26 protein-coding genes, 1 rRNA gene and 1 other annotated feature are annotated in these 25,883 nt (G+C 54.1%); of the genes, 12 read left to right on the top strand and 15 right to left on the bottom strand.

Annotated features, from left to right (window positions below):
- The 4 genes from AC2CGP_RS18360 to rluD form a co-directional block, all read right to left on the bottom strand.
- Positions 1-551, bottom strand: a 16S ribosomal RNA gene (locus AC2CGP_RS18360); the annotation flags it as partial.
- 466 nt (positions 552-1,017) lie between these two features.
- Complete coding sequence (gene clpB / locus AC2CGP_RS18355) at positions 1,018-3,591, bottom strand: ATP-dependent chaperone ClpB (RefSeq protein WP_015703191.1); 2,574 nt, start codon at positions 3,589-3,591, stop codon at positions 1,018-1,020.
- 129 nt (positions 3,592-3,720) lie between these two features.
- A complete protein-coding gene (yfiH, locus tag AC2CGP_RS18350) occupies positions 3,721-4,452 on the bottom strand; it encodes a purine nucleoside phosphorylase YfiH (RefSeq protein ID WP_015370270.1) in 732 nt (243 codons plus the stop codon).
- Positions 4,449-5,429, bottom strand: a complete 981-nt coding sequence (gene rluD, locus AC2CGP_RS18345; protein ID WP_045413352.1) for a 23S rRNA pseudouridine(1911/1915/1917) synthase RluD — start codon at positions 5,427-5,429, stop codon at positions 4,449-4,451. Before rluD ends, yfiH begins: the two co-directional genes overlap by 4 nt.
- A gap of 131 nt (positions 5,430-5,560) precedes the next feature.
- On the opposite strand from rluD, the gene bamD reads away from it, so the two are divergent.
- From bamD to pheA, 4 genes are all read left to right on the top strand, one after another.
- Positions 5,561-6,298, top strand: a complete 738-nt coding sequence (bamD, locus tag AC2CGP_RS18340; RefSeq protein ID WP_015370268.1) for an outer membrane protein assembly factor BamD — start codon at positions 5,561-5,563, stop codon at positions 6,296-6,298.
- 272 nt (positions 6,299-6,570) lie between these two features.
- Positions 6,571-6,906, top strand: a complete 336-nt coding sequence (gene raiA, locus AC2CGP_RS18335) for a ribosome-associated translation inhibitor RaiA (RefSeq protein ID WP_002914111.1) — start codon at positions 6,571-6,573, stop codon at positions 6,904-6,906.
- A gap of 113 nt (positions 6,907-7,019) precedes the next feature.
- Positions 7,020-7,144, top strand: a sequence feature (Phe leader region).
- Positions 7,021-7,068, top strand: coding sequence for a pheA operon leader peptide PheL (gene pheL, locus AC2CGP_RS18330; protein ID WP_100279143.1), 48 nt, complete (start codon positions 7,021-7,023; stop codon positions 7,066-7,068). Its footprint overlaps the feature before it by 48 nt.
- A gap of 25 nt (positions 7,145-7,169) precedes the next feature.
- Positions 7,170-8,330: a bifunctional chorismate mutase/prephenate dehydratase gene (gene pheA / locus AC2CGP_RS18325; RefSeq protein WP_213759436.1), complete on the top strand. Its 1,161-nt coding sequence runs from the start codon at positions 7,170-7,172 to the stop codon at positions 8,328-8,330.
- On the opposite strand, the gene AC2CGP_RS18320 is transcribed toward pheA, so the two are convergent.
- The 3 genes from AC2CGP_RS18320 to aroF form a co-directional block, all read right to left on the bottom strand.
- Complete coding sequence (locus tag AC2CGP_RS18320; RefSeq protein ID WP_171829689.1) at positions 8,327-9,199, bottom strand: SMP-30/gluconolactonase/LRE family protein; 873 nt, start codon at positions 9,197-9,199, stop codon at positions 8,327-8,329. The two genes, pheA and AC2CGP_RS18320, sit on opposite strands and share 4 nt — an antisense overlap.
- Before the next feature lie 68 nt (positions 9,200-9,267).
- Complete coding sequence (gene tyrA, locus AC2CGP_RS18315; protein WP_015703194.1) at positions 9,268-10,389, bottom strand: bifunctional chorismate mutase/prephenate dehydrogenase; 1,122 nt, start codon at positions 10,387-10,389, stop codon at positions 9,268-9,270.
- 9 nt (positions 10,390-10,398) lie between these two features.
- Positions 10,399-11,469, bottom strand: coding sequence for a 3-deoxy-7-phosphoheptulonate synthase AroF (gene aroF, locus AC2CGP_RS18310; RefSeq protein ID WP_015370264.1), 1,071 nt, complete (start codon positions 11,467-11,469; stop codon positions 10,399-10,401).
- 343 nt (positions 11,470-11,812) lie between these two features.
- Between aroF and yfiR the strand changes: the two genes are divergently transcribed.
- The 3 genes from yfiR to AC2CGP_RS18295 are packed head-to-tail and all read left to right on the top strand — an operon-like array spanning position 11,813 to position 14,030.
- Positions 11,813-12,322, top strand: a complete 510-nt coding sequence (yfiR, locus tag AC2CGP_RS18305) for a regulatory sequestration protein YfiR (protein ID WP_026612240.1) — start codon at positions 11,813-11,815, stop codon at positions 12,320-12,322.
- The gene (dgcN, locus tag AC2CGP_RS18300) at positions 12,315-13,538 is read left to right on the top strand and encodes a diguanylate cyclase DgcN/YfiN (RefSeq protein WP_151584505.1); all 1,224 of its coding nucleotides are present in this window, start codon (positions 12,315-12,317) and stop codon (positions 13,536-13,538) included. The genes yfiR and dgcN overlap by 8 nt, the downstream gene beginning before the upstream one ends.
- A gap of 12 nt (positions 13,539-13,550) precedes the next feature.
- Positions 13,551-14,030, top strand: a complete 480-nt coding sequence (locus AC2CGP_RS18295; RefSeq protein WP_015370261.1) for an OmpA family protein — start codon at positions 13,551-13,553, stop codon at positions 14,028-14,030.
- Between the two features lie 5 nt (positions 14,031-14,035).
- Here AC2CGP_RS18295 and AC2CGP_RS18290 read toward each other — a convergent pair whose 3' ends face one another.
- The 7 genes from AC2CGP_RS18290 to ffh form a co-directional block, all read right to left on the bottom strand.
- The gene (locus AC2CGP_RS18290; RefSeq protein WP_151584501.1) at positions 14,036-15,406 is read right to left on the bottom strand and encodes a PepSY-associated TM helix domain-containing protein; all 1,371 of its coding nucleotides are present in this window, start codon (positions 15,404-15,406) and stop codon (positions 14,036-14,038) included.
- A gap of 56 nt (positions 15,407-15,462) precedes the next feature.
- A complete protein-coding gene (locus tag AC2CGP_RS18285) occupies positions 15,463-15,912 on the bottom strand; it encodes a DUF2946 domain-containing protein (protein ID WP_151584498.1) in 450 nt (149 codons plus the stop codon).
- Positions 15,913-16,032: 120 nt separating this feature from the next.
- A complete protein-coding gene (gene rplS, locus AC2CGP_RS18280) occupies positions 16,033-16,380 on the bottom strand; it encodes a 50S ribosomal protein L19 (RefSeq protein WP_002914145.1) in 348 nt (115 codons plus the stop codon).
- 39 nt (positions 16,381-16,419) lie between these two features.
- Complete coding sequence (gene trmD / locus AC2CGP_RS18275) at positions 16,420-17,187, bottom strand: tRNA (guanosine(37)-N1)-methyltransferase TrmD (protein WP_008806092.1); 768 nt, start codon at positions 17,185-17,187, stop codon at positions 16,420-16,422.
- A 31-nt stretch (positions 17,188-17,218) separates the two neighbouring features.
- A complete protein-coding gene (gene rimM / locus AC2CGP_RS18270; protein WP_015703198.1) occupies positions 17,219-17,767 on the bottom strand; it encodes a ribosome maturation factor RimM in 549 nt (182 codons plus the stop codon).
- A gap of 18 nt (positions 17,768-17,785) precedes the next feature.
- Entirely contained in the window at positions 17,786-18,034 is a 249-nt protein-coding gene (rpsP, locus tag AC2CGP_RS18265) for a 30S ribosomal protein S16 (protein ID WP_015370257.1), read from the bottom strand.
- Between the two features lie 238 nt (positions 18,035-18,272).
- Positions 18,273-19,637: a signal recognition particle protein gene (gene ffh, locus AC2CGP_RS18260; protein WP_020078159.1), complete on the bottom strand. Its 1,365-nt coding sequence runs from the start codon at positions 19,635-19,637 to the stop codon at positions 18,273-18,275.
- A gap of 166 nt (positions 19,638-19,803) precedes the next feature.
- Between ffh and AC2CGP_RS18255 the strand changes: the two genes are divergently transcribed.
- Positions 19,804-20,595: a cytochrome C assembly family protein gene (locus AC2CGP_RS18255; RefSeq protein ID WP_015703199.1), complete on the top strand. Its 792-nt coding sequence runs from the start codon at positions 19,804-19,806 to the stop codon at positions 20,593-20,595.
- 17 nt (positions 20,596-20,612) lie between these two features.
- Positions 20,613-21,899, top strand: coding sequence for an HlyC/CorC family transporter (locus AC2CGP_RS18250; protein WP_026612238.1), 1,287 nt, complete (start codon positions 20,613-20,615; stop codon positions 21,897-21,899).
- A gap of 103 nt (positions 21,900-22,002) precedes the next feature.
- Here AC2CGP_RS18250 and grpE read toward each other — a convergent pair whose 3' ends face one another.
- The gene (grpE, locus tag AC2CGP_RS18245) at positions 22,003-22,593 is read right to left on the bottom strand and encodes a nucleotide exchange factor GrpE (RefSeq protein ID WP_015370253.1); all 591 of its coding nucleotides are present in this window, start codon (positions 22,591-22,593) and stop codon (positions 22,003-22,005) included.
- A gap of 123 nt (positions 22,594-22,716) precedes the next feature.
- Between grpE and nadK the strand changes: the two genes are divergently transcribed.
- From nadK to bamE, 3 genes are all read left to right on the top strand, one after another.
- Positions 22,717-23,595, top strand: a complete 879-nt coding sequence (gene nadK / locus AC2CGP_RS18240) for an NAD(+) kinase (protein WP_015370252.1) — start codon at positions 22,717-22,719, stop codon at positions 23,593-23,595.
- A gap of 86 nt (positions 23,596-23,681) precedes the next feature.
- The gene (gene recN, locus AC2CGP_RS18235) at positions 23,682-25,343 is read left to right on the top strand and encodes a DNA repair protein RecN (protein ID WP_213759435.1); all 1,662 of its coding nucleotides are present in this window, start codon (positions 23,682-23,684) and stop codon (positions 25,341-25,343) included.
- A 147-nt stretch (positions 25,344-25,490) separates the two neighbouring features.
- Entirely contained in the window at positions 25,491-25,829 is a 339-nt protein-coding gene (gene bamE, locus AC2CGP_RS18230; RefSeq protein WP_020078157.1) for an outer membrane protein assembly factor BamE, read from the top strand.
- Positions 25,830-25,883: the final 54 nt, after the last annotated feature.

The following is a 25,883-nucleotide window of genomic DNA, read 5'->3' as shown; positions in this document are numbered from 1 at the left end:
TAACGCTTGCACCCTCCGTATTACCGCGGCTGCTGGCACGGAGTTAGCCGGTGCTTCTTCTGCGAGTAACGTCAATCGCCAAGGTTATTAACCTTAACGCCTTCCTCCTCGCTGAAAGTACTTTACAACCCGAAGGCCTTCTTCATACACGCGGCATGGCTGCATCAGGCTTGCGCCCATTGTGCAATATTCCCCACTGCTGCCTCCCGTAGGAGTCTGGACCGTGTCTCAGTTCCAGTGTGGCTGGTCATCCTCTCAGACCAGCTAGGGATCGTCGCCTAGGTGAGCCATTACCCCACCTACTAGCTAATCCCATCTGGGCACATCTGATGGCATGAGGCCCGAAGGTCCCCCACTTTGGTCTTGCGACGTTATGCGGTATTAGCTACCGTTTCCAGTAGTTATCCCCCTCCATCAGGCAGTTTCCCAGACATTACTCACCCGTCCGCCGCTCGTCACCCGAGAGCAAGCTCTCTGTGTTACCGCTCGACTTGCATGTGTTAGGCCTGCCGCCAGCGTTCAATCTGAGCCATGATCAAACTCTTCAATTTAAGTTTGATGCTCGTGAATTAAACTTCGTAATGAATTACGTATGTTCACTCAGAGACTTGGTATTCATTTTTCGTCCGAGGACGTTAAGAATCCATGTCACTTTGAGTGCCCACACAGATTGTCTGATAAATTGTTAAAGAGCAGTGCAACGCGGCTTTCGCTCACCGTTGCGAGGTCCCGTATAATACGTTTTCCTCATTCAGAGTCAAGCGCTTATTTCGCTTTTCTCTGTCGGTTTTCAGCGTCACATTTCGCTGCTGAAACCCTGCTGACCTGGCGGCTTGTTTGCCGTTGTTCCGTGTCAGTGGAGGCGCATTATAGGGAGTAATTCTGAAGTGACAAGCATAAATTCAAAAAAACAATTCAAGCGCTCACTTTTCAACCAAATTAACGTTTGAACTTTAATTCTTGCCTGGTTTTTAAACAAAAACGAGCCCAAAGGGCCCGTTTTTGTCGTTTTGTGACTTACTGCACTGCTACGATGCGGTCGTCTTTTACCACCAGCTCGACGGTTTTCCCCGGAACCAGCTCGCCAGACAGGATTTGCTGCGCTAACGGGTTCTCTATCTGTTGCTGGATGGCACGTTTCAATGGACGCGCACCGTATACCGGGTCGTAGCCATTTTCGCTCAGCAGCTTCAGCGCCTCATCGGACATATGCACTTCATAGCCGCGCTCTTCCAGACGTTTATACAAACGCTGCAGTTGGATCTGCGCAATAGAAGCAATATGTTTTTCACCCAGCGGATGGAAGACCACCACTTCATCGATACGGTTGATAAACTCCGGACGGAAGCGCTGGCTAACCACGCCAAGCACCAGATCCTTCATATGACCGTAGTCCAGCTCGCCGAAACGTTCCTGGATCAGATCGGAACCGAGGTTAGAGGTCATGATGACAACCGTATTACGGAAGTCGACCGTTCTCCCCTGCCCGTCGGTCAGGCGACCATCGTCAAGCACCTGCAGCAGAATGTTAAATACATCCGGATGCGCTTTTTCCACTTCATCCAACAGGATGACGGAATAAGGACGACGACGAACCGCTTCGGTCAGATAGCCGCCCTCTTCGTAACCCACATATCCCGGAGGCGCACCGACCAGACGCGAGACGGAGTGTTTCTCCATAAATTCGGACATATCGATACGCACCATCGCGTCGTCGCTGTCGAACATGAAGTTAGCCAACGTTTTGCAAAGCTCGGTTTTACCCACCCCGGTCGGGCCGAGGAACAGGAACGAACCAATAGGCCGGTTCGGGTCAGACAACCCGGCGCGGCTACGGCGAATGGCGTTGGATACCGCTTCAACCGCTTCATCCTGGCCAATGACGCGGTGATGCAGATCCTGCTCCATACGCAGCAGTTTTTCGCGCTCGCTTTCCATCATGCGCGCCACCGGAATACCGGTCCAGCGCGCCAGCACTTCGGCGATCTCGGCATCGGTTACTTTGTTACGTAACAGGCGCATCGTTTTGCCTTCAGACTGGGTAGCTGCCGCCAGCTGTTTTTCCAGCTCCGGAATTTTACCGTATTGCAGTTCGGACATCCGCGCGAGGTCGCCAAGACGTCGTGCTTGTTCGATAGCAATTTTGGCTTGTTCCAGCTCGGCTTTAATAGTCTGCGTACCAGAGAGCGATGCTTTTTCCGCTTTCCACTCTTCTTCCAGCACCGAATACTGACTTTCTTTGTCCGCCAGCTCTTCATTAAGCATATCGAGACGTTTCAGGCTCGCTTCATCCGCCTCTTTCTTCAGCGCCTGCTGTTCCAACTTCAACTGGATGATACGGCGATCGAGACGGTCCAGCTCTTCCGGCTTCGAGTCGATCTGCATACGGATGCTGGATGCCGCTTCATCGATAAGGTCGATAGCTTTATCCGGCAACTGACGGTCAGCAATATAGCGATGCGACAGGGTCGCCGCCGCCACGATGGCCGGGTCAGTGATCTGCACGTGGTGGTGCAGTTCATAACGTTCTTTCAGACCGCGCAGTATGGCGATGGTATCTTCTACCGTCGGCTCGGCAACGAACACTTTCTGGAAACGACGTTCCAGCGCGGCGTCTTTTTCAATGTACTGGCGGTATTCGTCAAGGGTGGTGGCGCCGACGCAGTGCAGTTCACCGCGCGCCAGGGCCGGTTTCAGCATGTTGCCGGCATCCATCGCGCCGTCGGCTTTACCCGCGCCGACCATGGTGTGCAGCTCATCGATAAACAGGATAACGTTGCCTTCCTGTTTCGCCAGATCGTTCAGCACACCTTTCAGACGCTCTTCGAATTCACCGCGATATTTCGCCCCGGCCACCAGCGCGCCCATATCCAGCGCCAATACCCGACGGCCTTTCAGCCCTTCTGGTACTTCGCCGTTGACGATACGCTGCGCCAGTCCTTCGACGATTGCCGTTTTACCCACCCCGGGTTCACCAATCAGCACCGGGTTGTTTTTAGTACGGCGCTGAAGTACCTGGATGGTACGACGGATCTCTTCATCACGGCCGATCACCGGGTCCAGTTTGCCTTGTTCGGCACGCTCGGTCAGATCGACGGTAAATTTTTTCAATGCCTGACGTTGGTCTTCAGCACCCTGATCGTTCACGCTTTCACCTCCGCGCATTTGTTCAATCGCCTGAGTCACATTGGCGGTTGTTGCTCCGGCAGATTTCAGCAGGTCGGTCAGCGTACCGCGTGATTCAAGCGCCGCCAGAACGAACAGTTCTGACGAAATAAAGTTATCCTTTCTCTTTTGCGCCAGCTTGTCGCAAAGATTGAGAATACGCACCAGATCCTGAGACGGCTGGACGTCGCCGCCGGTACCTTCTACCTGCGGTAAACGGCTCAGCGCCTGTTCGATTTGGCTGCGTAACGCCACGGCGTTAACACCCGCCGAGGTTAATAAAGGATGCACCGATCCCCCTTCCTGATTCAGCAAGGCGCTCATTAGATGAAGTGGTTCGATGAATTGATTGTCGTGCCCGAGTGCTAGCGACTGGGCATCGGCAAGAGCAAGCTGGAATTTATTAGTAAGACGATCCAGACGCATAACTCCTCCCATAAACAGGTCAAATTTGCTACTGGAGATTAAATGAGGTCATCCCTCAATTATTCAAGGTTAAAGACCTGAACTATGTGAAAAATAAGTTTGCCTTCTGGATCGTCTTGATTCTCTAGGTTATATCAGCCAAATGAAACTTGCCATACGACCTGTGGTCTTGTCGCGACGATAAGAGAAAAAATCATCTTTTTCACTTAGAGTGCAACGATCGCCGCCGAAAATCTGCTCCACGCCGACGTTAGCCAGGCGCTGACGAGCCAATTGATAAATATTAGCAAAATATTTTTCACCGGCAGGACGGAAGGCGCTCTGCGCCTGGGCATCTTTGGCGATGAAAGCCTCTCGCACTTCCGCACCGACTTCAAACGCCTCAGGGCCAATTGCCGGACCAAGCCAGGCCAGAATATTTTCCGGTTTATCATTAAAGCAGGCGACTGTTTCTTCCAGAACGCCTTCACATAAGCCGCGCCATCCGGCATGCGCCGCCGCCACCTCGGTTCCGGCGCGGTTACAGAACAGCACCGGCAGGCAGTCCGCGGTCATCACCGCACAAACGGTACCCGGCGTATTACAGTATGACGCATCGGCGCGTTTTGACACGTACGGCCCGCCATCCAATTTTAGTACCGTGGTGCCATGCACCTGCTCCAGCCACACCGGATAAGAGGGTAATCCGCCAGCGGCAAACATCCGCCGGCGGTTTTCTTCGACATGCAGGAGATCGTCGCCGCAATGGGCGCCAAGGTTCAACGAGTCATACGGAGGCAGGCTCACGCCGCCCACACGGGTAGAACTACAGGCCGCCACGCCTTTCGGCATAGGCCACTGCGGAACAATCAGCTTTGTCATAACCAGTCAATATCGTCCTTATGGGCTTCAAAATCGGCGCGCATGGCGTCGATCAGTTCCACCATATCCTGCGGGATCGGCGCATGCCATTCCATCTCAATACCGGTAACTGGGTGATACAGACGCAGCATGGTCGCGTGTAATGCCTGGCGATCGAATTTGCGCAGCGCGCTGATGAACTCGTCCGATGCCCCTTTCGGCGGACGCGGGCGGCCGCCGTAAACCTGATCGCCCACCAGCGGATGGGTAATATGCGCCATATGGACGCGGATTTGGTGGGTACGGCCGGTTTCCAGGCGCAGGCGCAAACGGGTGTGGATACGGAAATGTTCCATAATGCGGTAATGGGTCACCGCCGGTTTCCCCATCGGGTGAACCGCCATATGCGTGCGCTTGGTCGGGTGACGGCTGATTGGTTCTTCAACCGTACCGCCAGCGGTCATGTGGCCGATAGCCACCGCCTCATACTCGCGGGTAATTTCGCGCAGCTGCAGTGACTCGACCAGACGCGTTTGCGCCGGAATGGTCTTCGCCACGACCATCAGGCCGGTGGTATCTTTATCCAGACGGTGAACAATACCCGCGCGAGGGACATCGGCAATGGGCGGATAGTAATGCAGCAGCGCATTCAGCACAGTACCGTCAGGGTTGCCCGCACCAGGGTGCACAACCAAATCACGTGGTTTGTTGATGACCAGGATGTCGTCATCTTCATAGACGATATTGAGCGGAATATCCTGCGGTTCAAAACGCACGTCTTCCTCGATCTCCACATCGATAGAGACGGCTTCGCCGCCAAAAACTTTTTCTTTCGGCTTGTCGATGACGTTGCCGTTTACCAGCACGCGCTGGTCAAGGATCCATTCTTTTATCCGCGAACGTGAATAATCCGGGAACAATTCGGCCAAAGCCTGATCTAAGCGTTGACCGAGTTGGTTCTCGGACACCGTTGCGGTGAGTTGTACTCGTTGTGCCATATACAGCTTCTTCGTTTAACGTTGGGTTTTACGGCTTTGCCGTTTAATATAGTGTGCTATTGTAGCTGGTCTTAATCGGGAGCAGGAACAGAGATTCTCCCGCATAAACATTTTGAGGAAGTCAAAACGTCATGACGCGCATGAAATACCTGGTGGCAGCAGCCACACTGAGCCTGGCTTTGGTGGGTTGCTCTGGCTCAAAGGAGGAGGTGCCTGATAATCCGCCGAATGAAATTTACGCGACCGCCCAGCAAAAGTTGCAGGACGGTAACTGGAAACAGGCAATAACGCAACTGGAAGCGTTGGATAATCGCTATCCATTTGGTCCTTACTCCCAACAGGTACAGTTGGACCTGATTTATGCGTATTACAAAAATGCCGATTTGCCGCTGGCCCAGGCCGCAATCGATCGTTTCGCTCGTCTGAATCCTACGCATCCAAACATTGACTATGTCATCTATATGCGCGGCCTGACTAACATGGCCCTTGATGACAGCGCTCTACAGGGCTTCTTCGGCGTCGATCGTTCCGACCGCGACCCGCAGCACGCTCGCGACGCATTCAATGATTTCTCGAAGCTGGTTCGCGGTTATCCGAACAGCCAGTACGCTACAGACGCCTACAAACGTCTGGTGTTCCTGAAAGACCGTCTGGCGAAGTATGAGCTGTCGGTGGTGGATTATTACACCGACCGCGGCGCCTGGGTTGCCGTCGTGAACCGCGTTGACGGTATGCTGCGTAACTACCCGGATACGCAGGCCACTCGCGATGCGCTGCCGAAGATGGAAAACGCCTATCGTCAGATGCAAATGAACGCGCAGGCTGACAAAGTCGCCAAAATCATCGCCGCCAACGGCAAAAACACCTGAGGGTGATAACAGAAAGCAAAACGGCAGCCCCTGGGCTGCCGTTTTTTTATTCAATGAACACCAGCGCTGAAGCGGTTTAGCGCCGAGTTAACTCATCAAATATGGCCCCCTTTCTTCATTTCGACAAGTAAAATCTCATCCGTTCCTGTCCTGTCTCACAAAATGAATTCGTTGACAAAAAGTGACATTTAAATGTGATTTAGATCACACATTTTGACATTAGGCGAGGTATGCTGGGTTCACCAAGACGGGAAAGACAAGAGGTAAAATTTATGACAATGAACATTACCAGTAAACAAATGGAAATTACTCCGGCAATCCGCCAGCATGTCGCAGACCGTCTCGCCAAACTGGATAAGTGGCAAACTCATTTAATCAACCCGCACATCATTCTCTCTAAGGAGCCGCAGGGTTTTATTGCTGACGCAACCATCAATACGCCGAACGGCCATCTGGTTGCCAGCGCGCGTCATGAAGACATGTACGCCGCCATTAACGAATTGATCAACAAGCTGGAACGGCAGCTGAATAAAGTGCAACACAAAGGGGAAGCCCGCCGCGCCGCCACATCGGTGAAAGAGGCAGGCTTTGTGGAAGAAGAAGAGTAATCCTTAACTTAAGTTGTGTCATGCCACGCGCCTTCGGGCGCGTTTTTCGTTTTTTAATTGACAGGATGAAAACAGTACAGGTACTGTAATCCACACTAACCTAAGGAATTCATCGTGAAACGACTCCCGTTCTTCTTCGCATTCTTTTTTACCTTCCCCTGACTGGGAGGCGGTTCGTCGTATAAGAAAGAATGCGAAGACGAATAACAAGGCCTCCCACGCGGGAGGCCTTTTTTATTGATAACAAGAAAGGCAACACAATTATGACCGAGGAAACCCCATTACTGGCCCTGCGCGACAAAATAAGCGCCCTGGATGAAAAACTGCTCGCGCTGCTGGCCGAACGCCGCGGCCTGGCGGTAGAAGTCGGGAAAGCGAAGCTGGAATCGCACCGTCCAGTACGCGATATCGACCGCGAACGCGACCTGCTGGAGCGTTTAATGACGCTTGGCAAAAAGCATCATCTGGACGCCCACTACATTACCCGCCTGTTCCAGCTGATTATTGAAGACTCCGTTCTTACCCAGCAGGCGCTACTGCAGCAGCATCTTAATAAGATTAACCCCCGCTCCGCGCGTATCGCCTTCCTTGGGCCTAAAGGCTCGTATTCACATCTTGCCGCGCGCCAGTACGCCGCGCGTCATTTTGAGCAATTTATCGAAAGCGGCTGCGCGAAATTCGCCGATATCTTTGAGCAGGTCGAAACCGGTCAGGCCGATTACGCCGTCGTGCCGATCGAAAACACCAGCTCCGGCGGGATCAACGATGTGTACGATCTGCTGCAGCATACCAGTCTGTCGATCGTCGGCGAACTGACGCTACCAATCGATCACTGTGTGCTCGTTTCATCCTCAACGGACGCTGATAAGATCGAGACCGTTTATAGCCATCCGCAGCCGTTCCAGCAATGCAGCCAATATTTAAGCCGCTATCCGCACTGGAAAATCGAGTACACCGAGAGCACCTCAGCGGCGATGGAAAAAGTCGCGCAGGCAAAATCCCCCTCCGTTGCCGCGCTGGGTAGCGAGGCCGGCGGCGCGCTGTACGGGCTGCAGGTGCTGGAGCACTGCCAGGCTAACCAGACGCAAAACATCACTCGTTTCCTGGTACTGGCGCGTAAAGCGGTGAACGTATCCGATCAGGTGCCGGCGAAAACGACGTTGTTAATCGCCACCGGCCAACAGGCTGGCGCGCTGGTTGAAGCGCTACTGGTGCTGCGCAACCACAACCTGATCATGAGCAAGCTGGAATCACGCCCCATCCACGGTAACCCGTGGGAAGAGATGTTTTATCTGGATATTCAGGCCAATCTGGAATCCCTTCCGCTACGTAAAGCCTTAAAAGAGCTGGCCGAAATTACCCGTTCGATGAAAGTACTGGGCTGTTACCCAAGCGAAAACGTCGTGCCGGTCGACCCGGCTTAACGTTCAATAAATTGCCGTTTCTTCATCCCTGCCACCGCAACCGGCAGGGTGAAGATGGCGCCGGAAAGCGGATATTGCGCCACTTCGTCGGCGTCCATATTTTCCCGGGTGGTAGTGATATAGAGCGTTTTCATATCCGCGCCGCCGAAACACACCATCGTGGGACAACGCACCGGTAAGCGATACTCTTCCAGTTGTTCTCCGTTCGGCGAAAAACGGGCAATCCGCCAGCCGTCAAACATCGCGCTCCAGTAACAGCCTTCTTCATCAACCGCCGCACCGTCAGGGATCCCCTCTCCAGGATGGAAACGACGAAACACTTCCCGTATGCCCGGCTCGCCCTGCTCATCCAGCGGCGTGCGGTAAATCACCGCGTTCGGCGTATCGGAGGTATACATCCAGCGCTTATCGTCGCTAAACGCCAGACCATTAGCACCATGAATATCGCACTGCACCACCTTTGGCGTCAGGTCATTATCAATCCGTACCAGCAGCGCGCCATTGTAATCCCCCGGCCCCCAGAAGGTCCCTGCGTAAAAACGGCCATCCCGGTCGGTGCCACCGTCGTTAAAACGCGCCAGATCCGGGTTACTTGGGTTATCACAGATTTTGCGTTGCAGCAGACCGCGGGCATCACAAAGCCAGATACCGCTACGTAAGGCGACGATAAAACCTCTCTTCTCGCGCAGAGCAAAGCAGCCCACTTCTTCGGGAAATTGCAGGACCTGGTGTTCTTTATTGCGTGTATCGTAGCGGTGAATTTCGCACTCCAGAATATCCGCCCAGTACAGTGCCTGCTCGGCATCGCTCCAGGTTGGGCATTCCGGCAGATGCCCGACGTAATCAAACAGTGGTTGCGGTTGTGCCATCTTTTCATCCCTATAAAAAAAGCCAGCGGGTTACCCCTCTGGCTTTATTGTATACACGTTTAGCGGGTTTACTGTCGATTATCATTCGCCTGGCGCAGCAGCGTGCGGCTTTCGCTCTGGAAGCGCTGGGCGTAATCGCCAAACCAGTGTTCGACTTTACGGAAACTATCGATAAACGCCTGCTTATCGCCCTGCTCCAGCAGGCCAATCGCTTCGCCGAAACGCTGGTAGTAGCGCTTAATCAACGCCAGATTATTTTCTGACGACATAATGATGTCGGCATACAGCTGCGGATCCTGGGCAAACAGACGCCCCACCATCGCCAGCTCCAGTCGATAAATCGGCGAAGAAAGCGCCAACAGCTGCTCAAGGCGGACGTTTTCTTCAGCCAGATGCAGGCCATAGGCGAAAGTGGCAAAGTGACGCAACGCCTGAATAAACGCCATGTTCTGATCGTGCTCAACGGCGCTGATGCGGTGCAGCCGCGCGCCCCAGACCTGAATCTGTTCAAGGAACCACTGGTACGCTTCCGGCTGACGCCCGTCGCAGTAAACCACCACCTGTTTCGCCAGGCTGCCGCTATCCGGGCCAAACATCGGGTGCAATCCCAATACCGGGCCGTTATGCGCCGCCAGCATCGCCTGCAGCGGCTCGGCTTTGATGGAAGCCAGATCGACCAGAATGCAATCCGCCGGCAGCGGCGGCAGACGCGAAATCGTCTCTGCAGTGGTATGGATCGGAACGCTGACGATAACCATCCCGGCATCGGCGACAATCTCTGTCGCCCGCGGCCAGTCTTCTTTTTCCAGCACCCGCACCTGATAGCCTGACAGCGTCAGCATCTTCTCAAACAGACGCCCCATCTGCCCGCCGCCGCCAACAATAACCACCGGGCGCAGGTTCGGGTGCAGCGTTTTGAAGCCTTTGTCGTTTTCACTTGAATACGATTCGCGCATCACCCGACGCAGGACATCCTCGATAAGATCCGGCGGCACACCGAGCGCCGCCGCCTCTTCCCGGCGGGAAGCCAGCATCGCGGCTTCGCGTTCCGGTACGTAAATCGGCAGGCCATATTTACTCTTAACCTCGCCAACTTCCGCCACCAGCTCCAGGCGCTTTGCCAGCAAATCAAGCAGCGCCTTATCCACTTCATCAATTTGATCGCGCAATGCGGTCAGTTCAGCAACCATACAATCCTCTTAACCCAGACGTGCCGCCAGATGTCCGCGCAAATCGCTATCGAGCTCGCGCAGCAGTGCATCGGTAGTTTCCCAGCTGATGCAGGCATCGGTGACGGATACGCCGTACTTCATATCGCAACGGGGCTGCTCAGAAGACTGATTGCCTTCGTGGATATTGCTCTCAATCATCAGGCCAATGATGGAACGGTTGCCATCTTTGATCTGCGCGACGACGGATTCCGCAACCGCCGGCTGACGACGGTAGTCTTTATTGGAATTACCATGACTGCAATCTATCATCAGCGACGGTTTCAGTCCCGCCTGCGCCATCTCTTTTTCGCACTTCTCAACGTCTTCCGGGCCGTAGTTTGGCGCTTTACCGCCGCGCAGAATGACGTGACCATCCGGATTCCCCTGGGTCTGCAGCAGGCAAACCTGGCCGGCCTGGTTGATGCCAACGAAGCGGTGCGGCATCGCGGCGGCGCGCATGGCGTTGATCGCCGTCGCCAGGCTGCCATCGGTACCGTTTTTAAAACCAACCGGCATCGACAGACCGGATGCCATTTCACGGTGAGTCTGCGATTCAGTGGTACGCGCGCCGATGGCGGACCAGCTGAACAGATCGCCAAGGTACTGTGGGCTATTTGGATCGAGCGCTTCTGTCGCCAGCGGCAGGCCCATATTGACTAAATCAACCAGCAGGCGACGCGCTATCTTGAGACCGCCTTCCACATCAAACGAGCCATCCATGTGCGGATCGTTAATCAGCCCTTTCCAGCCAACGGTGGTACGTGGCTTTTCAAAATAGACGCGCATCACCAGGTAGAGGCTATCGCTGACCTCTGCGGCAAGGGCTTTAAATCGACGAGCATATTCGATAGCAGCTTCCGGATCGTGGATTGAGCAAGGACCACAGACCACCAACAGACGCGGATCGCGGCCGGCAATAATGTTGGAAATAGTCTGACGGGAGTGCGCGATCTGCGCTTCCTGCTCCACGGTTAACGGGAATTCGGCTTTCAGTTGATCCGGGGTAATCAGAACTTGTTCATCGGTAATATGTACGTTATTCAGCGCGTCTTTTTGCATGATGGCGATCCTGTATAGCTCGTTTGCGATAGTCGTTGCCTCAGCGGGCATGACGTAACCATACCATATAAAGTAAAGATATCAATCCATATTACGTAAACATTACTTTACAACAGCAAAATAATTGGCACCGGATTGCCAGGAAAGTGTTCATATAAATGTACACATGGCGAAGACTCTTTTTTGCCGCCGCGTTTTACTCATTCCTTTACTAAAATTCCTGGTAAGGATTATCTCAAAGCGGCCGGGGCAGCTAATGACGCTTTTTGCCAATAATGCTATTCTCCGCTCAGGCAACTGCGAACTGCGTTTCCCGTGCAATAACGATTTGACGGACCCGTTAATGAAAGAGTTTTACCGTCTATTTTTGCTTTTCTTTTTGCTCATCGCGGGAGTTCCCGCTTTTGCCGCTGAGACATCTGAGAACGTTCGCGCCATAGTTTCGGGGATTGTGACTTATACGCGCTGGCCAAATTTATCCGGCCCGCCGAAGTTATGCGTTTTTTCCACCTCCCGATATATCCGCAGTTTGGCTCAGGAAGCGCCGGAAAATTTACCTTATCAACCGGTGATAGTTCGAAATTCACAGGAAGCCCTAAAGGCCAGCTGCGACGGTTTGTATTTCGGCAGTGAAACCCCGGATCAGCAGTCTGCATTAACAAAAAAATATGGCTCCCGTCCTCTATTACTCATAGCGGAACAAAATACCGATTGCTCTTTTGGCAGCGCTTTTTGCTTGCTCATAAATGACGATAGGGTGAGGTTTTCCGTTAATCTGGATGTCCTGACGCATAGCGGTGTACGGGTCAATCCGGACGTACTGATGCTTGCCCGGAAGAAATCACATGAATAAGGATTTTTCTCAGGCCCCGCGCCCCACTTTCAAAAACGCGTTACGCCGAATCAGTATGATAAGCGTAGTGATTTCGATGACGCTGGTCTGGCTTTTGCTCAGCGCCGCCTCCGTCATTACGTTAAAACAGTACGCGCAAAAAAATCTTGAGCTCACCGCGGCAACCATGGGCCGCAGCCTCGAAGCGGCACTGGTTTTTGGCGATGCCACCGCCGCAGAAGATACGCTGGCGACGCTTGGCAGACAGGGGCAATTTTCCGAAGCCACGCTTCTGGACAGCCATCAGCGTCATTTCGCCGACTGGCGTAATGACGCCTTAGTTAAAAACGAAAAATTCAGTGGTTATATTAGTAAATGGCTGTTTCCTGAACCGACTGTCCAGCCAATCTGGCATCAGGGGAAAATAATCGGTGAGCTTCGTCTGAAGGCTCTCGATCGGTTAATCAGTCATTTTCTCGGTACTTCGCTGATCGTTTTGACCGGCAGTATTCTGCTGGCGTCCGTTATCGCCCTGATGCTTACCCATTCTCTGCATCGCGGTATTGTCGCCGCGCTGCAAAGTATTACCGAAGTGGTACATGATATCCGCGAAAACCGCCATTTCTCGCGCCGTGTACCGGAAGAACGTATTGAGGAATTCCATCTCTTTGCCCAAGACTTCAATAGCCTGCTGGGAGAAATGGAGGATTGGCAGCGTCAACTGCAGGCTAAAAATGCGCAACTGCTGCGCAGCTCGTTGCATGATCCACTAACGGGATTGGCGAATCGCGCGGCGTTTCGCAACGTCATCGGTAAGCTAATGGACGATAACGCGGCACGTCATAGTTCGGCGCTGCTGTTTCTTGACGGCGATAATTTCAAACTCATTAACGATAACTGGGGGCACGCTGCCGGCGATAAAGTCCTTATTGAGGTCGCCAGCCGCCTGATGGCATTCGTTGGCGACCAACATCAGGCATGGCGTCTGGGCGGCGATGAATTCGCCATTTTACTGCACGATGTGCATACCGAAACCGAAGTCCAGGCGCTTTGCGCAACGCTGTCCGAACAGTTTCTTCAGCCATTCAACCTCCACAATGGCCACACGGCAACGCTCTCTTTGAGTATTGGCTATGCTTTGACCTGGGAACACACCTCGGTGGAGGAGCTGCAGGAACTGGCCGATCAGAATATGTATCGGATGAAAAACCAGCGTTTTCATCACACACAAAAATAAGAAGGAATGACTATGCTCAGGCAATTTATTGCGCCCACTCTTCTGGCTGCTTTTCTCCTCACTGGGTGCCAGGCGCCAGGTAAGTTCTCGAAAGAACAGGTCGCAGCAATGAAGTCTTACGGCTTTACCGAAGCCGCCGGTGATTGGTCCTTAGGTTTGTCTGACAGCATTCTGTTTGACAAAAACGACTATCGCCTGCGTCCCGACAGCCAGCAGCAAATCCACAGTATGGCCGCACGGTTAGCTGAAACCGGTATTACCCATAGCCGTCTTGAAGGTCATACCGATAACTACGGCGAAGACAGCTACAACGAAGCGCTGTCATTAAAGCGCGCCAACAGCGTGGCGGATGCCTGGGCTGAAGGCGCGAAAATTCCGCGCAGTAATTTAACCACCCGCGGGTTAGGTAAAAAGTACCCCATCGCCAGCAACAATACCGCGGCAGGCCGTGCTGAAAACCGCCGTGTTACCGTGGTGATCAGCACGCCTTAAGCGCGTTAGTCTACCGATTTAGCCAGCCTCATCGCTGAAGCCGCGCGCCAGCGCAGGTAATCAACCACGAGGCACGCCACGAGGCTGACGCCCATCAGCGGCACCGCCAGCCCGAGCAGGAGCGCTATTAACAGCGCAAGCGCCCGGGCGGCGACACTTAGTCCCAGCCACGCTTGCACCAACGTTTGTGCTGGATTAAACGCACTCTGCGCCGGACGGCGGACCCACCACAGGCGATAACCGACGACGATCATGACGCACAGGGCCAACCCGAATGCCACCAACAGCAACTGGTTCGCCAACCCGAACAGTATTCCCATATGAAAATCGACGCCCCAACGGGTCAGCTTAGCCATCAGCGGGAAATCGCTAAAGCGGGTACGATCCACGACTTGTAACGTCTCGCCATCGATGGCCACAGCATCGACCCGCGTCGGCCAGCTACGGTCAATTTCATTCACCGTCCACGCCATCCCCGCGCTTTTTGGCGGCCGGATCTCCAGCTTGCTGGCCGTTAGACCTGCGGCCTGCGCCACCTGCAATACGCTATCGAACCGATCCGCAGTCACTTTCACCTGTGGCTCATCCATTGCCATATGCGCCATGTGGTGCCCGGCGTGCGGATCGGGCGGCATCGCCTCCCCGCCATGAAGTTGCGTATTGACCTGCGGCGTTAGCCAGCCAAACGCGGCGCGCATCTTATCGACGTTACCGCCCGCCCACTGCGACCAGGTTAAGCCGGTGGCGGAAAACAGTAACATGCCGACCAGTAACATCCAGCCCAGCGTCACGTGCAGACGTCGGGTATTTTGCAGCCTATTGTGTATCCGCCGCTTCGGACGGGTCATCGCCCATAGCGCAATACCGCCCAACGCCGCAACCCACATCCAGGAGGCCGCCAGTTCGCTGTACAGTCTGCCGCCGTCGCCCAACAGCAAGGATTTATGCGCGTAATCAATCCACTGGCGCAGCGGTAAAATACCGCTGGTACCGTAAACCGTCAGATCGCCTTTGACTCGTAGTGTCACCGGGTCAACAAAAATAGCCCGGTTTTCTGATTCCCCCAGCCGCGGGTCGGCAAACATCACCCGCGTCGTTTCGCCGGCGGTAATACCCGGGCGCACGGCCTGCAGGCGGAGGTTGTTTTGCGTAGCCTCTTTGGCGACGGCAATTTGCGCGCTAAGCGGCTGTCTTTCGCCGTTGAGCGAACCCTGTAAGGCCTCATGGTACAGCCAGTTTTCCAGTTGCGGCGTGGCGACATACAGCGTGCCGGTCAAGGCCGCGACAAAGATAAATGGTCCAATAAACAGACCAATATAGAAATGGAGGCGCCGCAGCAGGTTTAACCATGCCGCGCGCGAGGTGCAGGTTGTCATACTCTTCCTTTTTTAAAGCAAAAGAGGTCGTTGCGCAGTACGCAGATTCATTTTTATTAAAGGGAAAAAGCAGACAGCCGCGGCGGCGCGCGGGTTTCAGGATAGAGCCAGGGGAAGTAGTGCCAGTGTTTTAATACCGGGCGAGAAGCCGGCAGCCGAATGCGCCGCAGGATCATGGCGAAGAACAGCGCCAGCGCGAACAGCAGCCCCGGTACGTGCGCTAATAGCACGCAATAGCCGCAAGCTTCGGCGTGATCGACCGGCATGCTATGCGCCGGCTGCGACGCTCTGTCAGCGCCGTGCATCATTACCATCTCATGTCCGGACATCCCATCATGAGACGCGCCCATCGGCATAGCATGATGCATGCCCGGCATTGCGCTTATGGGGTCTTTCTGCAGCGAAACGGAGATCAGCGGCGCCACCACGATCAGCAGGATCGCAAACAGCGCCAGCCAGGCGGCCCGCCGTTGCAATGCTGATTGTGAGAAAATAGTGCCGTTCACCGCCCCTCCGAAATCCGGGCGATATTGTAATTGATTTACATCAAAATAGTTAAAATTTAGATAAAAAAAGGGCCAGCCATCTGGCCAGCCCTTTCTATCAGGATGTCGCGAAAGCGAATCTTAGTTAAGACGCTCTTTGATACGAGCAGACTTACCGGTACGCTCACGCAGGTAGTACAGTTTAGCTTTACGTACAGCACCACGACGTTTAACAGCAATGCTGTCAACTACCGGAGAGTGAGTCTGGAAGACACGCTCAACGCCTTCGCCGTTGGAAATTTTACGAACAGTGAATGCAGAGTGCAGACCGCGGTTACGAATAGCGATAACCACGCCCTCGAATGCCTGCAGACGTTTTTTGGAACCTTCAACAACCCATACTTTCACTTCCACGGTATCACCCGGACGGAAGGAAGGTACGTCCTGCTTCATCTGTTCTTGTTCAAGTTGCTTAATAATGTTGCTCATAATTTAATCTCTTATCCTGGGTAAACTGATATTGGGGGCTCACGCCTGCCCATCATGTTTATGCTGCTGTTGCGCGTGTTCGCTTTTGAACTGCGCCAGCAACTTTGCTTGCTCTTCAGTCAGAGCCAGGTTTTCCAGAAGTTCAGGTCTTCTAAGCCAGGTGCGGCCCAGCGACTGCTTCAGACGCCAGCGACGTATCTCAGCATGGTTCCCCGACAGCAATACTGGCGGTACTTCCATCTCTTCTAACACTTCAGGACGGGTATAGTGCGGGCAATCCAGCAACCCATCAGCAAAGGAATCTTCCGTTGCTGATGCTTCATGTCCCAGTACTCCCGGAATGAACCGGGAAACGGAGTCAATCAGCGTCATTGCCGGTAACTCACCACCGCTGAGAACGTAATCGCCGATTGACCATTCTTCGTCAATTTCGGTTTGGATTACGCGCTCGTCTATCCCTTCGTAGCGACCGCACACCAGAATCAGTTTCTGATTCGTTGCCAGTTCGCTGACGCCCGCTTGATCAAGCTTGCGTCCCTGAGGTGACAGATAAATCACCTTTGCGCCTTCACCTGCCGCGGCTTTTGCTGCATGAATGGCATCCCGTAAGGGTTGAACCATCATTAGCATCCCCGGTCCGCCGCCGTAAGGACGATCGTCCACGGTACGGTGCCGGTCATGAGCGAAGTCGCGAGGACTCCAGCTTTCGATGCTCAGCAGGCCATTTTTTACTGCCCGGCCAGTTACCCCGTAATCGGTAATTGCGCGGAACATTTCAGGAAACAGGCTAATTATGCCAATCCACATAGCGCCGTCTTTTACCGTTTATCCGGAGAATTTAAAAACCAGGATCCCAATCTACTTCGATAGTACGAGTAGCGAGATCGACTTTCTTGATAACCTGCCCATCGAGGAACGGAACCAACCGCTCCTTGATGCCAAATGCATCTTTCAGGTTTGCCTTGATGACGAGAACGTCATTCGACCCGGTTTCCATCATATCAATGACTTTACCCAGGCTATAGCCTTCGGTGGTAACTACCTGGCAACCCATCAGGTCTTTCCAGTAATAGTCGCCCTCTTCCAGCGCCGGCAGTTGCGATGAATCCACGATAATTTCGCAATTAGTCAGGAGATTCGCCGCATCACGATCGTCAATGCCTTTCAGCTTGATGATGATGTCCTGATTGTGGTGGCGCCAGCTTTCCAGCTCAACAACCTGCCACTGACCCGCCTTCTGGATTAACCAGGGCTGATAGTCAAAAATGCTTTCAGCGTCTTCGGTGGAGGAAAACACTCTGAGCCAACCACGGATACCGTAGGAAGAACCCATTTTGCCCAATACAATCGGATCAACAGGTGCTTGTGCGGTGTGTTGCTTGCTCATCATGACCACCGTGACAGATTAAGCTGCTTTGTTAGCGGCTTTGATCAGCGCGGCAACGCGATCGGAAACAGTAGCGCCCTGGCCAACCCAGTGAGCGATACGATCCAGATCCAGGCGGGTGCCTTCTTCTTTCTCGGTAGCGATCGGGTTGAAGAAGCCAACGCGCTCGATGAAGCGACCGTTGCGTGCATTACGGCTGTCGGTGACAACAACCTGGTAGAACGGACGCTTTTTAGCGCCGTGACGTGCTAAACGAATAGTTACCATAACATCCTCTTGTGTGAATAAAACAACCGGGCCCCATCGAGGAACGGAGCCCGGTGTCATATTAAAAGCCCGAAAATTTTACTGATTTCTGTGCAAAAATCAATTCAAAACTACATACGCTAAATAATTCGAGTTGCAGGAAGGCGGCAAGTGAGTAAATCCCCGGGAGCGTACACAAGTACGTGACCGGGGTGAACGAACGCAGCCAACGCATCTGCGGCTTGAATTATGACGCGTATTAGCGGCCTGGGAATCCTGGCGGCATCATCCCTTTCATCCCGCGCATCATCTTCATCATGCCGCCTTTCGACTTCATCTTCTTCATCATGCGCTGCATGTCGTCGAACTGCTTCAGCAAGCGGTTCACGTCCTGCACCTGCATCCCGCAACCGGCGGCGATACGGCGTTTACGCGAACCTTTGATGATTTCCGGCTTGGCGCGCTCTTTCATTGTCATCGAGTTAATGATCGCTTCCATACGCACCAGCACTTTGTCGTCCATCTGCGCTTTCACGTTATCGGGAATTTGCCCCATGCCCGGCAGTTTGCCCATCAGGCTGGCCATGCCGCCCATATTTTTCATCTGGCGCAGTTGCTCAAGGAAGTCGGTCAGGTCGAAACCGTCGCCTTTCTTCAGCTTGGATGCCAGCTTCTCGGCCTGCGCGCGGTCAACTTTGCTCTCGATATCTTCGATAAGCGACAGCACGTCGCCCATGCCGAGAATACGGGAAGCGATACGGTCCGGGTGGAACGGCTCCAGCGCTTCGGTTTTCTCGCCGACGCCGAGGAATTTAATCGGCTTGCCGGTGATATGACGAATCGACAGCGCCGCGCCGCCGCGGGCATCGCCGTCTACTTTGGTCAGCACCACGCCGGTCAAAGGCAGCGCTTCGTTAAAGGCCTTCGCGGTATTCGCCGCATCCTGACCGGTCATCGCATCGACGACAAACAGCGTCTCAACCGGATTAATCGCGGCGTGGACCTGTTTGATTTCGTCCATCATCGCTTCATCGACGTGCAGACGGCCGGCGGTATCCACCAGCAGCACGTCGTAGAATTTAAGCTTCGCTTCTTTCAGCGCCGCGTTGACGATATCAACCGGCTTCTGGCCAACGTCGGACGGGAAGAAATCCACGCCGACCTGCTCTGCCAGCGTTTCCAGCTGTTTAATCGCCGCCGGGCGGTATACGTCCGCGGAAACGACCAGCACTTTTTTCTTGTGCTTCTCGCGCAGGAATTTACCCAGCTTACCGACGCTGGTCGTTTTACCCGCACCCTGCAGGCCCGCCATCAGGACGACGGCCGGCGGCTGCGCGGCTAAATCCAGCGTCTGGTTTTCTTCGCCCATCGCCGCAACCAGCTCGTTGCGAACAATCTTGACGAACTCCTGACCTGGCGTCAGGCTTTTATTGACTTCATGTCCTACCGCGCTCTCTTTGACGCGGCTGATGAAATCACGCACCACCGGAAGCGCGACGTCGGCCTCCAGCAGCGCCATGCGCACTTCGCGCAGGGTGTCTTTAATGTTGTCTTCGGTAAGGCGTCCGCGGCCGCTAATGTTGCGCAGCGTACGCGACAAACGATCGGTTAAATTATCAAACATTGTCTCTCGCCTGAGGTGGAAACGGTCGGTCGCCGCAGCGACACAAAAATACGAATTTGGCGCAGTATAACACGACATAAACCTGAATGTGCTGCAACGGTTGGAGCAGACGTCGCGTGACGCTATACTGCTTCTCTTTCTTATTTAGTCAACAGTCGACGCTCCTATGCCTGTGTTTGCTCTACTTGCCCTTGTCGCCTACTCCATCAGCCTTGCGCTGATCATCCCTGGCCTGCTGCAAAAAAACAGCAGCTGGCGGCGGATGGCGATTCTCTCCGCGACGATAGCGCTGATTTGCCACGCCTTCGCGCTGGAGTCACGTATTTTCCCCGGCGGCGAAGGTGGGCAAAATCTCAGCTTACTTAACGTCGGCTCGCTGGTCAGCCTGATGATCTGTACGGTGATGACCATCGTCGCCTCGCGTAATCGCGGCTGGTTATTGCTACCGATCGTATACGCCTTCGCGCTGATCAACCTCGCCTTCGCCACCTTCGTGCCTAACGAGTACATCACCCACCTCGAAACCACCCCGGGGATGTTGGTGCATATCGGCCTGTCGCTCTTTGCCTACGCCACGCTTATCATCGCCGCGCTGTACGCGCTGCAGCTGGCGTGGATTGACTATCAGCTTAAAAATAAAAAGCTGGCTTTCAGCAGCGAAATGCCACCGCTGATGAGTATTGAGCGTAAAATGTTTCATATCACCCAGGTTGGCGTCGTGCTGCTGACCCTGACGCTGTGCACCGGGTTGTTCTATATGCACAACCTGTTTAATACCGAAAATATTGATAAGGCAGTGCTGTCTATCGTGGCCTGGTTTGTCTATATCGTACTGCTGTGGGGGCACTACCACGAAGGCTGGCGCGGCCGCCGGGTGGTCTGGTTTAACGTCGCCGGAGCCGGGCTGCTGACCCTGGCTTATTTTGGCAGCCGCGTCCTGCAGCAGTTTGTTAGTTAAAGACTAAGGAGTCTCTCCTGGAACACATTTCTACCACCACGCTGATCGTCACGCTGATCATCATGGTGATTATCTCCGCCTATTTCTCCGGTTCCGAAACCGGCATGATGACGCTGAACCGCTATCGGCTGCGCCATATGGCGAAACAAGGCAACCGCCCGGCTAAGCGGGTGGAAAAGCTGCTGCGTAAGCCGGATCGCCTCATTAGCCTGGTGCTCATCGGCAACAACCTCGTCAATATCCTGGCCTCGGCGCTGGGAACCATCGTCGGCATGCGTCTGTACGGCGACGCCGGCGTGGCTATCGCCACCGGCGTGCTCACCTTTGTCGTGCTGGTGTTTGCCGAAGTCTTACCTAAAACCATTGCCGCCCTGTACCCGGAAAAGGTCGCCTACCCCAGCAGTTTCCTGTTGGCGCCGCTACAGGTATTGATGATGCCGCTGGTGTGGCTGTTGAACACCATTACCCGCGTACTGATGCGCATGATGGGCATTAAGACCGATCACGTTATTAGCGGCGCATTGAGTAAAGATGAACTGCGAACGATTGTGAATGAATCCCGTTCACAAATCTCACGGCGGAATCAGGACATGCTGCTGTCGGTCCTGGATCTGGAAAAGGTCAGCGTTAATGACATCATGGTGCCGCGCAATGAGATCGTCGGTATCGATATCAACGATGACTGGAAATCTATCGTCCGCCAGCTAACCCACTCGCCGCATGGCCGTATCGTGCTGTATCGTGATTCGCTGGACGATGCCATCAGTATGCTGCGCGTCCGTGAAGCCTATCGGCTGATGACGGAAAAGAAAGAGTTCACAAAAGAGATCATGTTACGAGCGGCAGATGAGATTTACTTTGTGCCGGAAGGTACGCCGCTCAGCACGCAATTGGTGAAATTCCAGCGTAATAAAAAGAAAGTCGGCCTGGTGGTTGATGAATATGGTGATATTCAGGGGCTGGTCACCGTTGAGGATATTCTTGAAGAGATTGTGGGAGACTTCACCACCTCGATGTCGCCGACCCTTGCCGAAGAAGTGACGCCGCTTAATGACGGCTCGGTGATTATTGACGGCGGCGCCAACGTGCGGGAAATCAACAAAGCGTTCAACTGGCACCTGCCGGAAGACGACGCGCGTACCGTTAACGGCATCATTCTGGAAGCGCTGGAGGAGATCCCGGTCCCTGGAACCCGCGTACGTATCGAACAGTATGATATCGATATTCTCGACGTACAGGACAATATGATTAAGCAGGTGAAGGTGATGCCGGTGAAATCATTACGCGAAAGCGTGGCCGAATAGCGCAGCCAGCAAAGAACAACGGCGAACTTCGGTTCGCCGTTTTTTTATTTAAAGCCAATAAAAACGGCCACCCGCAGGCAGCCGTTACTGGCGAACTAGCGAATTACTTCGCTTTCGCGACGGTTACCATTGCGGCGCGAATAGTACGACCGTTCAGGGTATAACCCTTCTGCATAACACCCAGTACGTTACCGGCAGCCACATCGTCAGACTCGACCATGGCGATAGCCTGATGCACGTTAGGATCCAGCGGTACGTTGGTATCGGCAACCACTTCCACGCCAAACTTACGCACGACGTCCAGCATCGATTTCAGAGTCAGTTCGATCCCTTCAACCATCGGCGCCATATCCGGGTTAGCTTTATCAGCCACTTCCAGCGCGCGATCCAGGCTATCGATAACCGGCAGCAGTTCGTTGACGAACTTCTCCAGGGCAAATTTATGCGCTTTCTCGATATCCTGTTCGGTGCGACGACGCAGGTTGTCTTCTTCCGCTTTTGCGCGCAGCATCACATCACGTTCACGCTTTTGCGCTTCGGCCAGCTGTGCTTCCAGATTCGCAATTTTTTCATCGCGCGGATCCACCTGCTCAGCAGAAACCTCAGGCTCTACCGCCTCTACGTTGTCGTGCTGCTCCGTGATAATTTCTTCCGGGGCTTGCCCCTCAGGCGTTTTCTGTTCTTTACTACTCATGAATTTCTCCGCGTTTTTTTCGCATTCATCTCGCTAACTTCGCTTATTATGGGGATCAGTTTCCGGGATTCAAGGGAAGCAGACAGATTGTCATCATTCATTTAACCCAAGGACATCCAGATCATGAAGAACCATTTCAAGTGTATCGGCATTGTGGGACACCCTCGTCACCCAACCGCCCTGACCACACATGAAATGCTCTGGCGCTGGCTATGCGGCAAAGGCTATGAGGTGCTGGTCGAGCAGCAAATCGCCCATGAACTCCAGCTTAGCAATGTTAAAACCGGCACGCTGGCGGAAATCGGCCAGCAGGCGGATCTGGCGGTGGTAGTCGGCGGTGACGGCAATATGCTCGGCGCGGCGCGTACCCTGGCGCGCTATGACATCAACGTCATCGGCATTAACCGCGGCAATCTTGGTTTTCTTACCGACCTTGACCCGGATAACGCGCTCCAGCAGTTGGCCGACGTACTTGAAGGCCACTATATCGCCGAAAAACGTTTTCTGCTGGAAGCCCAGGTGTGCCAGCATGACTGCCAGAAGCGCATCAGCACGGCTATCAATGAAGTAGTGCTGCATCCGGGTAAAGTCGCGCACATGATTGAGTTCGAGGTCTATATCGATGAAGTGTTCGCCTTCTCCCAGCGCTCCGACGGCCTGATCATCTCCACGCCTACCGGTTCGACGGCCTATTCGCTCTCTGCCGGCGGCCCTATTCTCACCCCTTCTCTGGACGCCATCACCCTGGTGCCGATGTTCCCGCATACGCTATCAGCGCGGCCGCTGGTGATTAACGGCGATAGCACCATTCGCCTGCGCTTCTCGCAGCGCTGCAACGATCTGGAAATCAGCTGCGACAGCCAGATTGCGCTACCCATCCAGGACGGCGAAGATGTGCTCATCCGCCGCTGTGATTATCACCTCAATCTGATTCACCCGAAAGACTACAGCTATTTCAATACATTAAGCACTAAGTTGGGCTGGTCGAAAAAATTGTTCTGATTTTACAAGCTGCCTCTTTACTGGATAAAAAACCAGTCTATACTGTACGAAAACACAGTAATGGTTTTTCATACAGGAAGGCAGCTATGTTGGCGCAACTCACCATCAGCAATTTCGCTATCGTTCGTGAACTGGAAATTGATTTTCACAGCGGCATGACCGCCATCACCGGGGAAACCGGCGCAGGGAAATCCATTGCCATCGACGCGCTGGGGCTGTGCCTCGGCGGCCGAGCCGAAGCTGACATGGTGCGCCGCGGCGCCAGCCGTGCCGACCTGTGCGCGCGCTTCGCGCTGAAAAATACCCCTGCCGCCCAGCGCTGGCTGGAAGAAAACCAACTGGAGAGCGGGCGTGAGTGTTTACTTCGCCGCGTGATCAGCGCTGACGGCCGCTCCCGCGGTTTCATCAACGGCACCGCCGTGCCTCTTTCTCAGCTTCGCGAGCTGGGCCAGTTGCTTATCCAGATCCACGGCCAGCATGCCCATCAGTTACTCACCAAAGCCGAACATCAGAAAACGCTGCTTGATGGTTATACCGGTGAGTATGCGCTTACTCAACGCATGGCGGAACGCTACCGCCAGTGGCACCAGAGCTGCCGGGAGCTGGCGCAGCATCAGCAGCAGAGCCAGGAGCGCGCCGCCCGCGCAGACCTGCTGCAATACCAGCTCAAAGAACTGAACGAATTTAATCCTCTGCCGGGCGAGTTCGAACAGATTGATGAAGAGTACAAACGTCTGGCCAACAGCGGCCAGCTGCTCAGTACCTGTCAGCATGCGTTAACGGTACTGGCCGACGGTGAAGAGGCCAATTTGCAAAGCCAGCTTTATACCGCTAAACAGCTGGTTAGCGAGCTGGTCGGTATGGATAGCAAACTCTCCAGCGTGCTCGATATGCTGGAAGAAGCCTCTATTCAGCTCAGCGAGGCGACCGATGAGCTGCGCCACTACAATGACCGTCTCGATCTCGACCCTAACCGTCTATTCGAGCTGGAACAGCGCATTTCCCGGCAGATTGCGCTGGCGCGTAAGCATCAGATTGCCCCGGAAGAGCTGCCGGCGTTCTATCAGGCCATGCTGGATGAGCAGCGCCTGCTGGACGACAGCGCCGGTTCGCTGGAGTCGCTGAGCCAGCTGGTCGTTGAGCATCACCGCCAGGCGCTGGAAACGGCGCAAGAACTGCACGCCCTGCGTCAGCGCAGCGCCGACGAACTCACCCAGTTGATTACTGAAAGTATGCACTCACTTTCTATGCCTCACGGGGTGTTTGCCATTGATGTCGCCTTTGATGAACGCCATCTGACCGCCGAAGGCGCCGACCATATTGAGTTCCGCGTTACCACCAACCCGGGGCAACCGCTGCAGCCGATCGCTAAAGTGGCCTCCGGCGGCGAGCTGTCGCGTATCGCACTGGCTATTCAGGTTATTACCGCTCGTAAAATGGAGACCCCGGCGCTGATTTTCGATGAGGTCGATGTCGGCATCAGCGGCCCGACGGCGGCGGTGGTCGGCAAACTGCTCCGCCAGTTGGGAGAATCCACGCAGGTCATGTGCGTGACTCACCTGCCGCAGGTTGCTGGCTGTGGTCACCATCATTTCTTCGTCTGCAAAGAGACCGATGGCGAGATGACCGAGACGCACATGCATGCGCTGGATAAACGCGCCAGACTGCAGGAACTGGCCCGTCTGCTGGGCGGTAGCGAGGTGACCCGCAACACCCTCGCGAACGCGAAAGAGTTGCTTGCGGCGTAAACTTTTTGATTTTCACAGAGTCATAGTGAACAGCAAATTGCCAATAGACCTGCAGTCGAAGGTTCCCAACCGGGCAAAGGTCTATTATTATCGGCATATTACAGATGAGCCACGTATTGCTCGGGCCCAAAAAGGAATCAAATCACTATGCGCTGTAAAACGCTGACTGCTGCCGCAGCGGTTCTCCTTATGTTGACCGCAGGCTGTTCCACTCTGGAACGAGTGGTTTACCGTCCTGATATCAACCAGGGTAACTATCTGGCACCTAATGATGTCGCAAAAATCCGTGTTGGCATGACGCAACAGCAGGTTGCTTATGCGCTGGGTACGCCGATGATGTCAGATCCATTTGGTAGCAACACCTGGTTCTACGTTTTCCGCCAGCAGCCGGGCCATGAGAAAGTGAGCCAGCAGACACTGACGCTGACCTTCGACAGCAGCGGTGTGTTAACCAACATTGATAACAAACCGGCGCTGACCAAGTAATCTCAGGCCAGTTGAAATGCAAAAAGCGCTCAATGAGCGCTTTTTTTAATTGTG

This window comes from Klebsiella sp. SYXHC3 (assembly GCF_057196925.1).
This window is presented reverse-complemented; position numbering and strand designations above follow the sequence as displayed.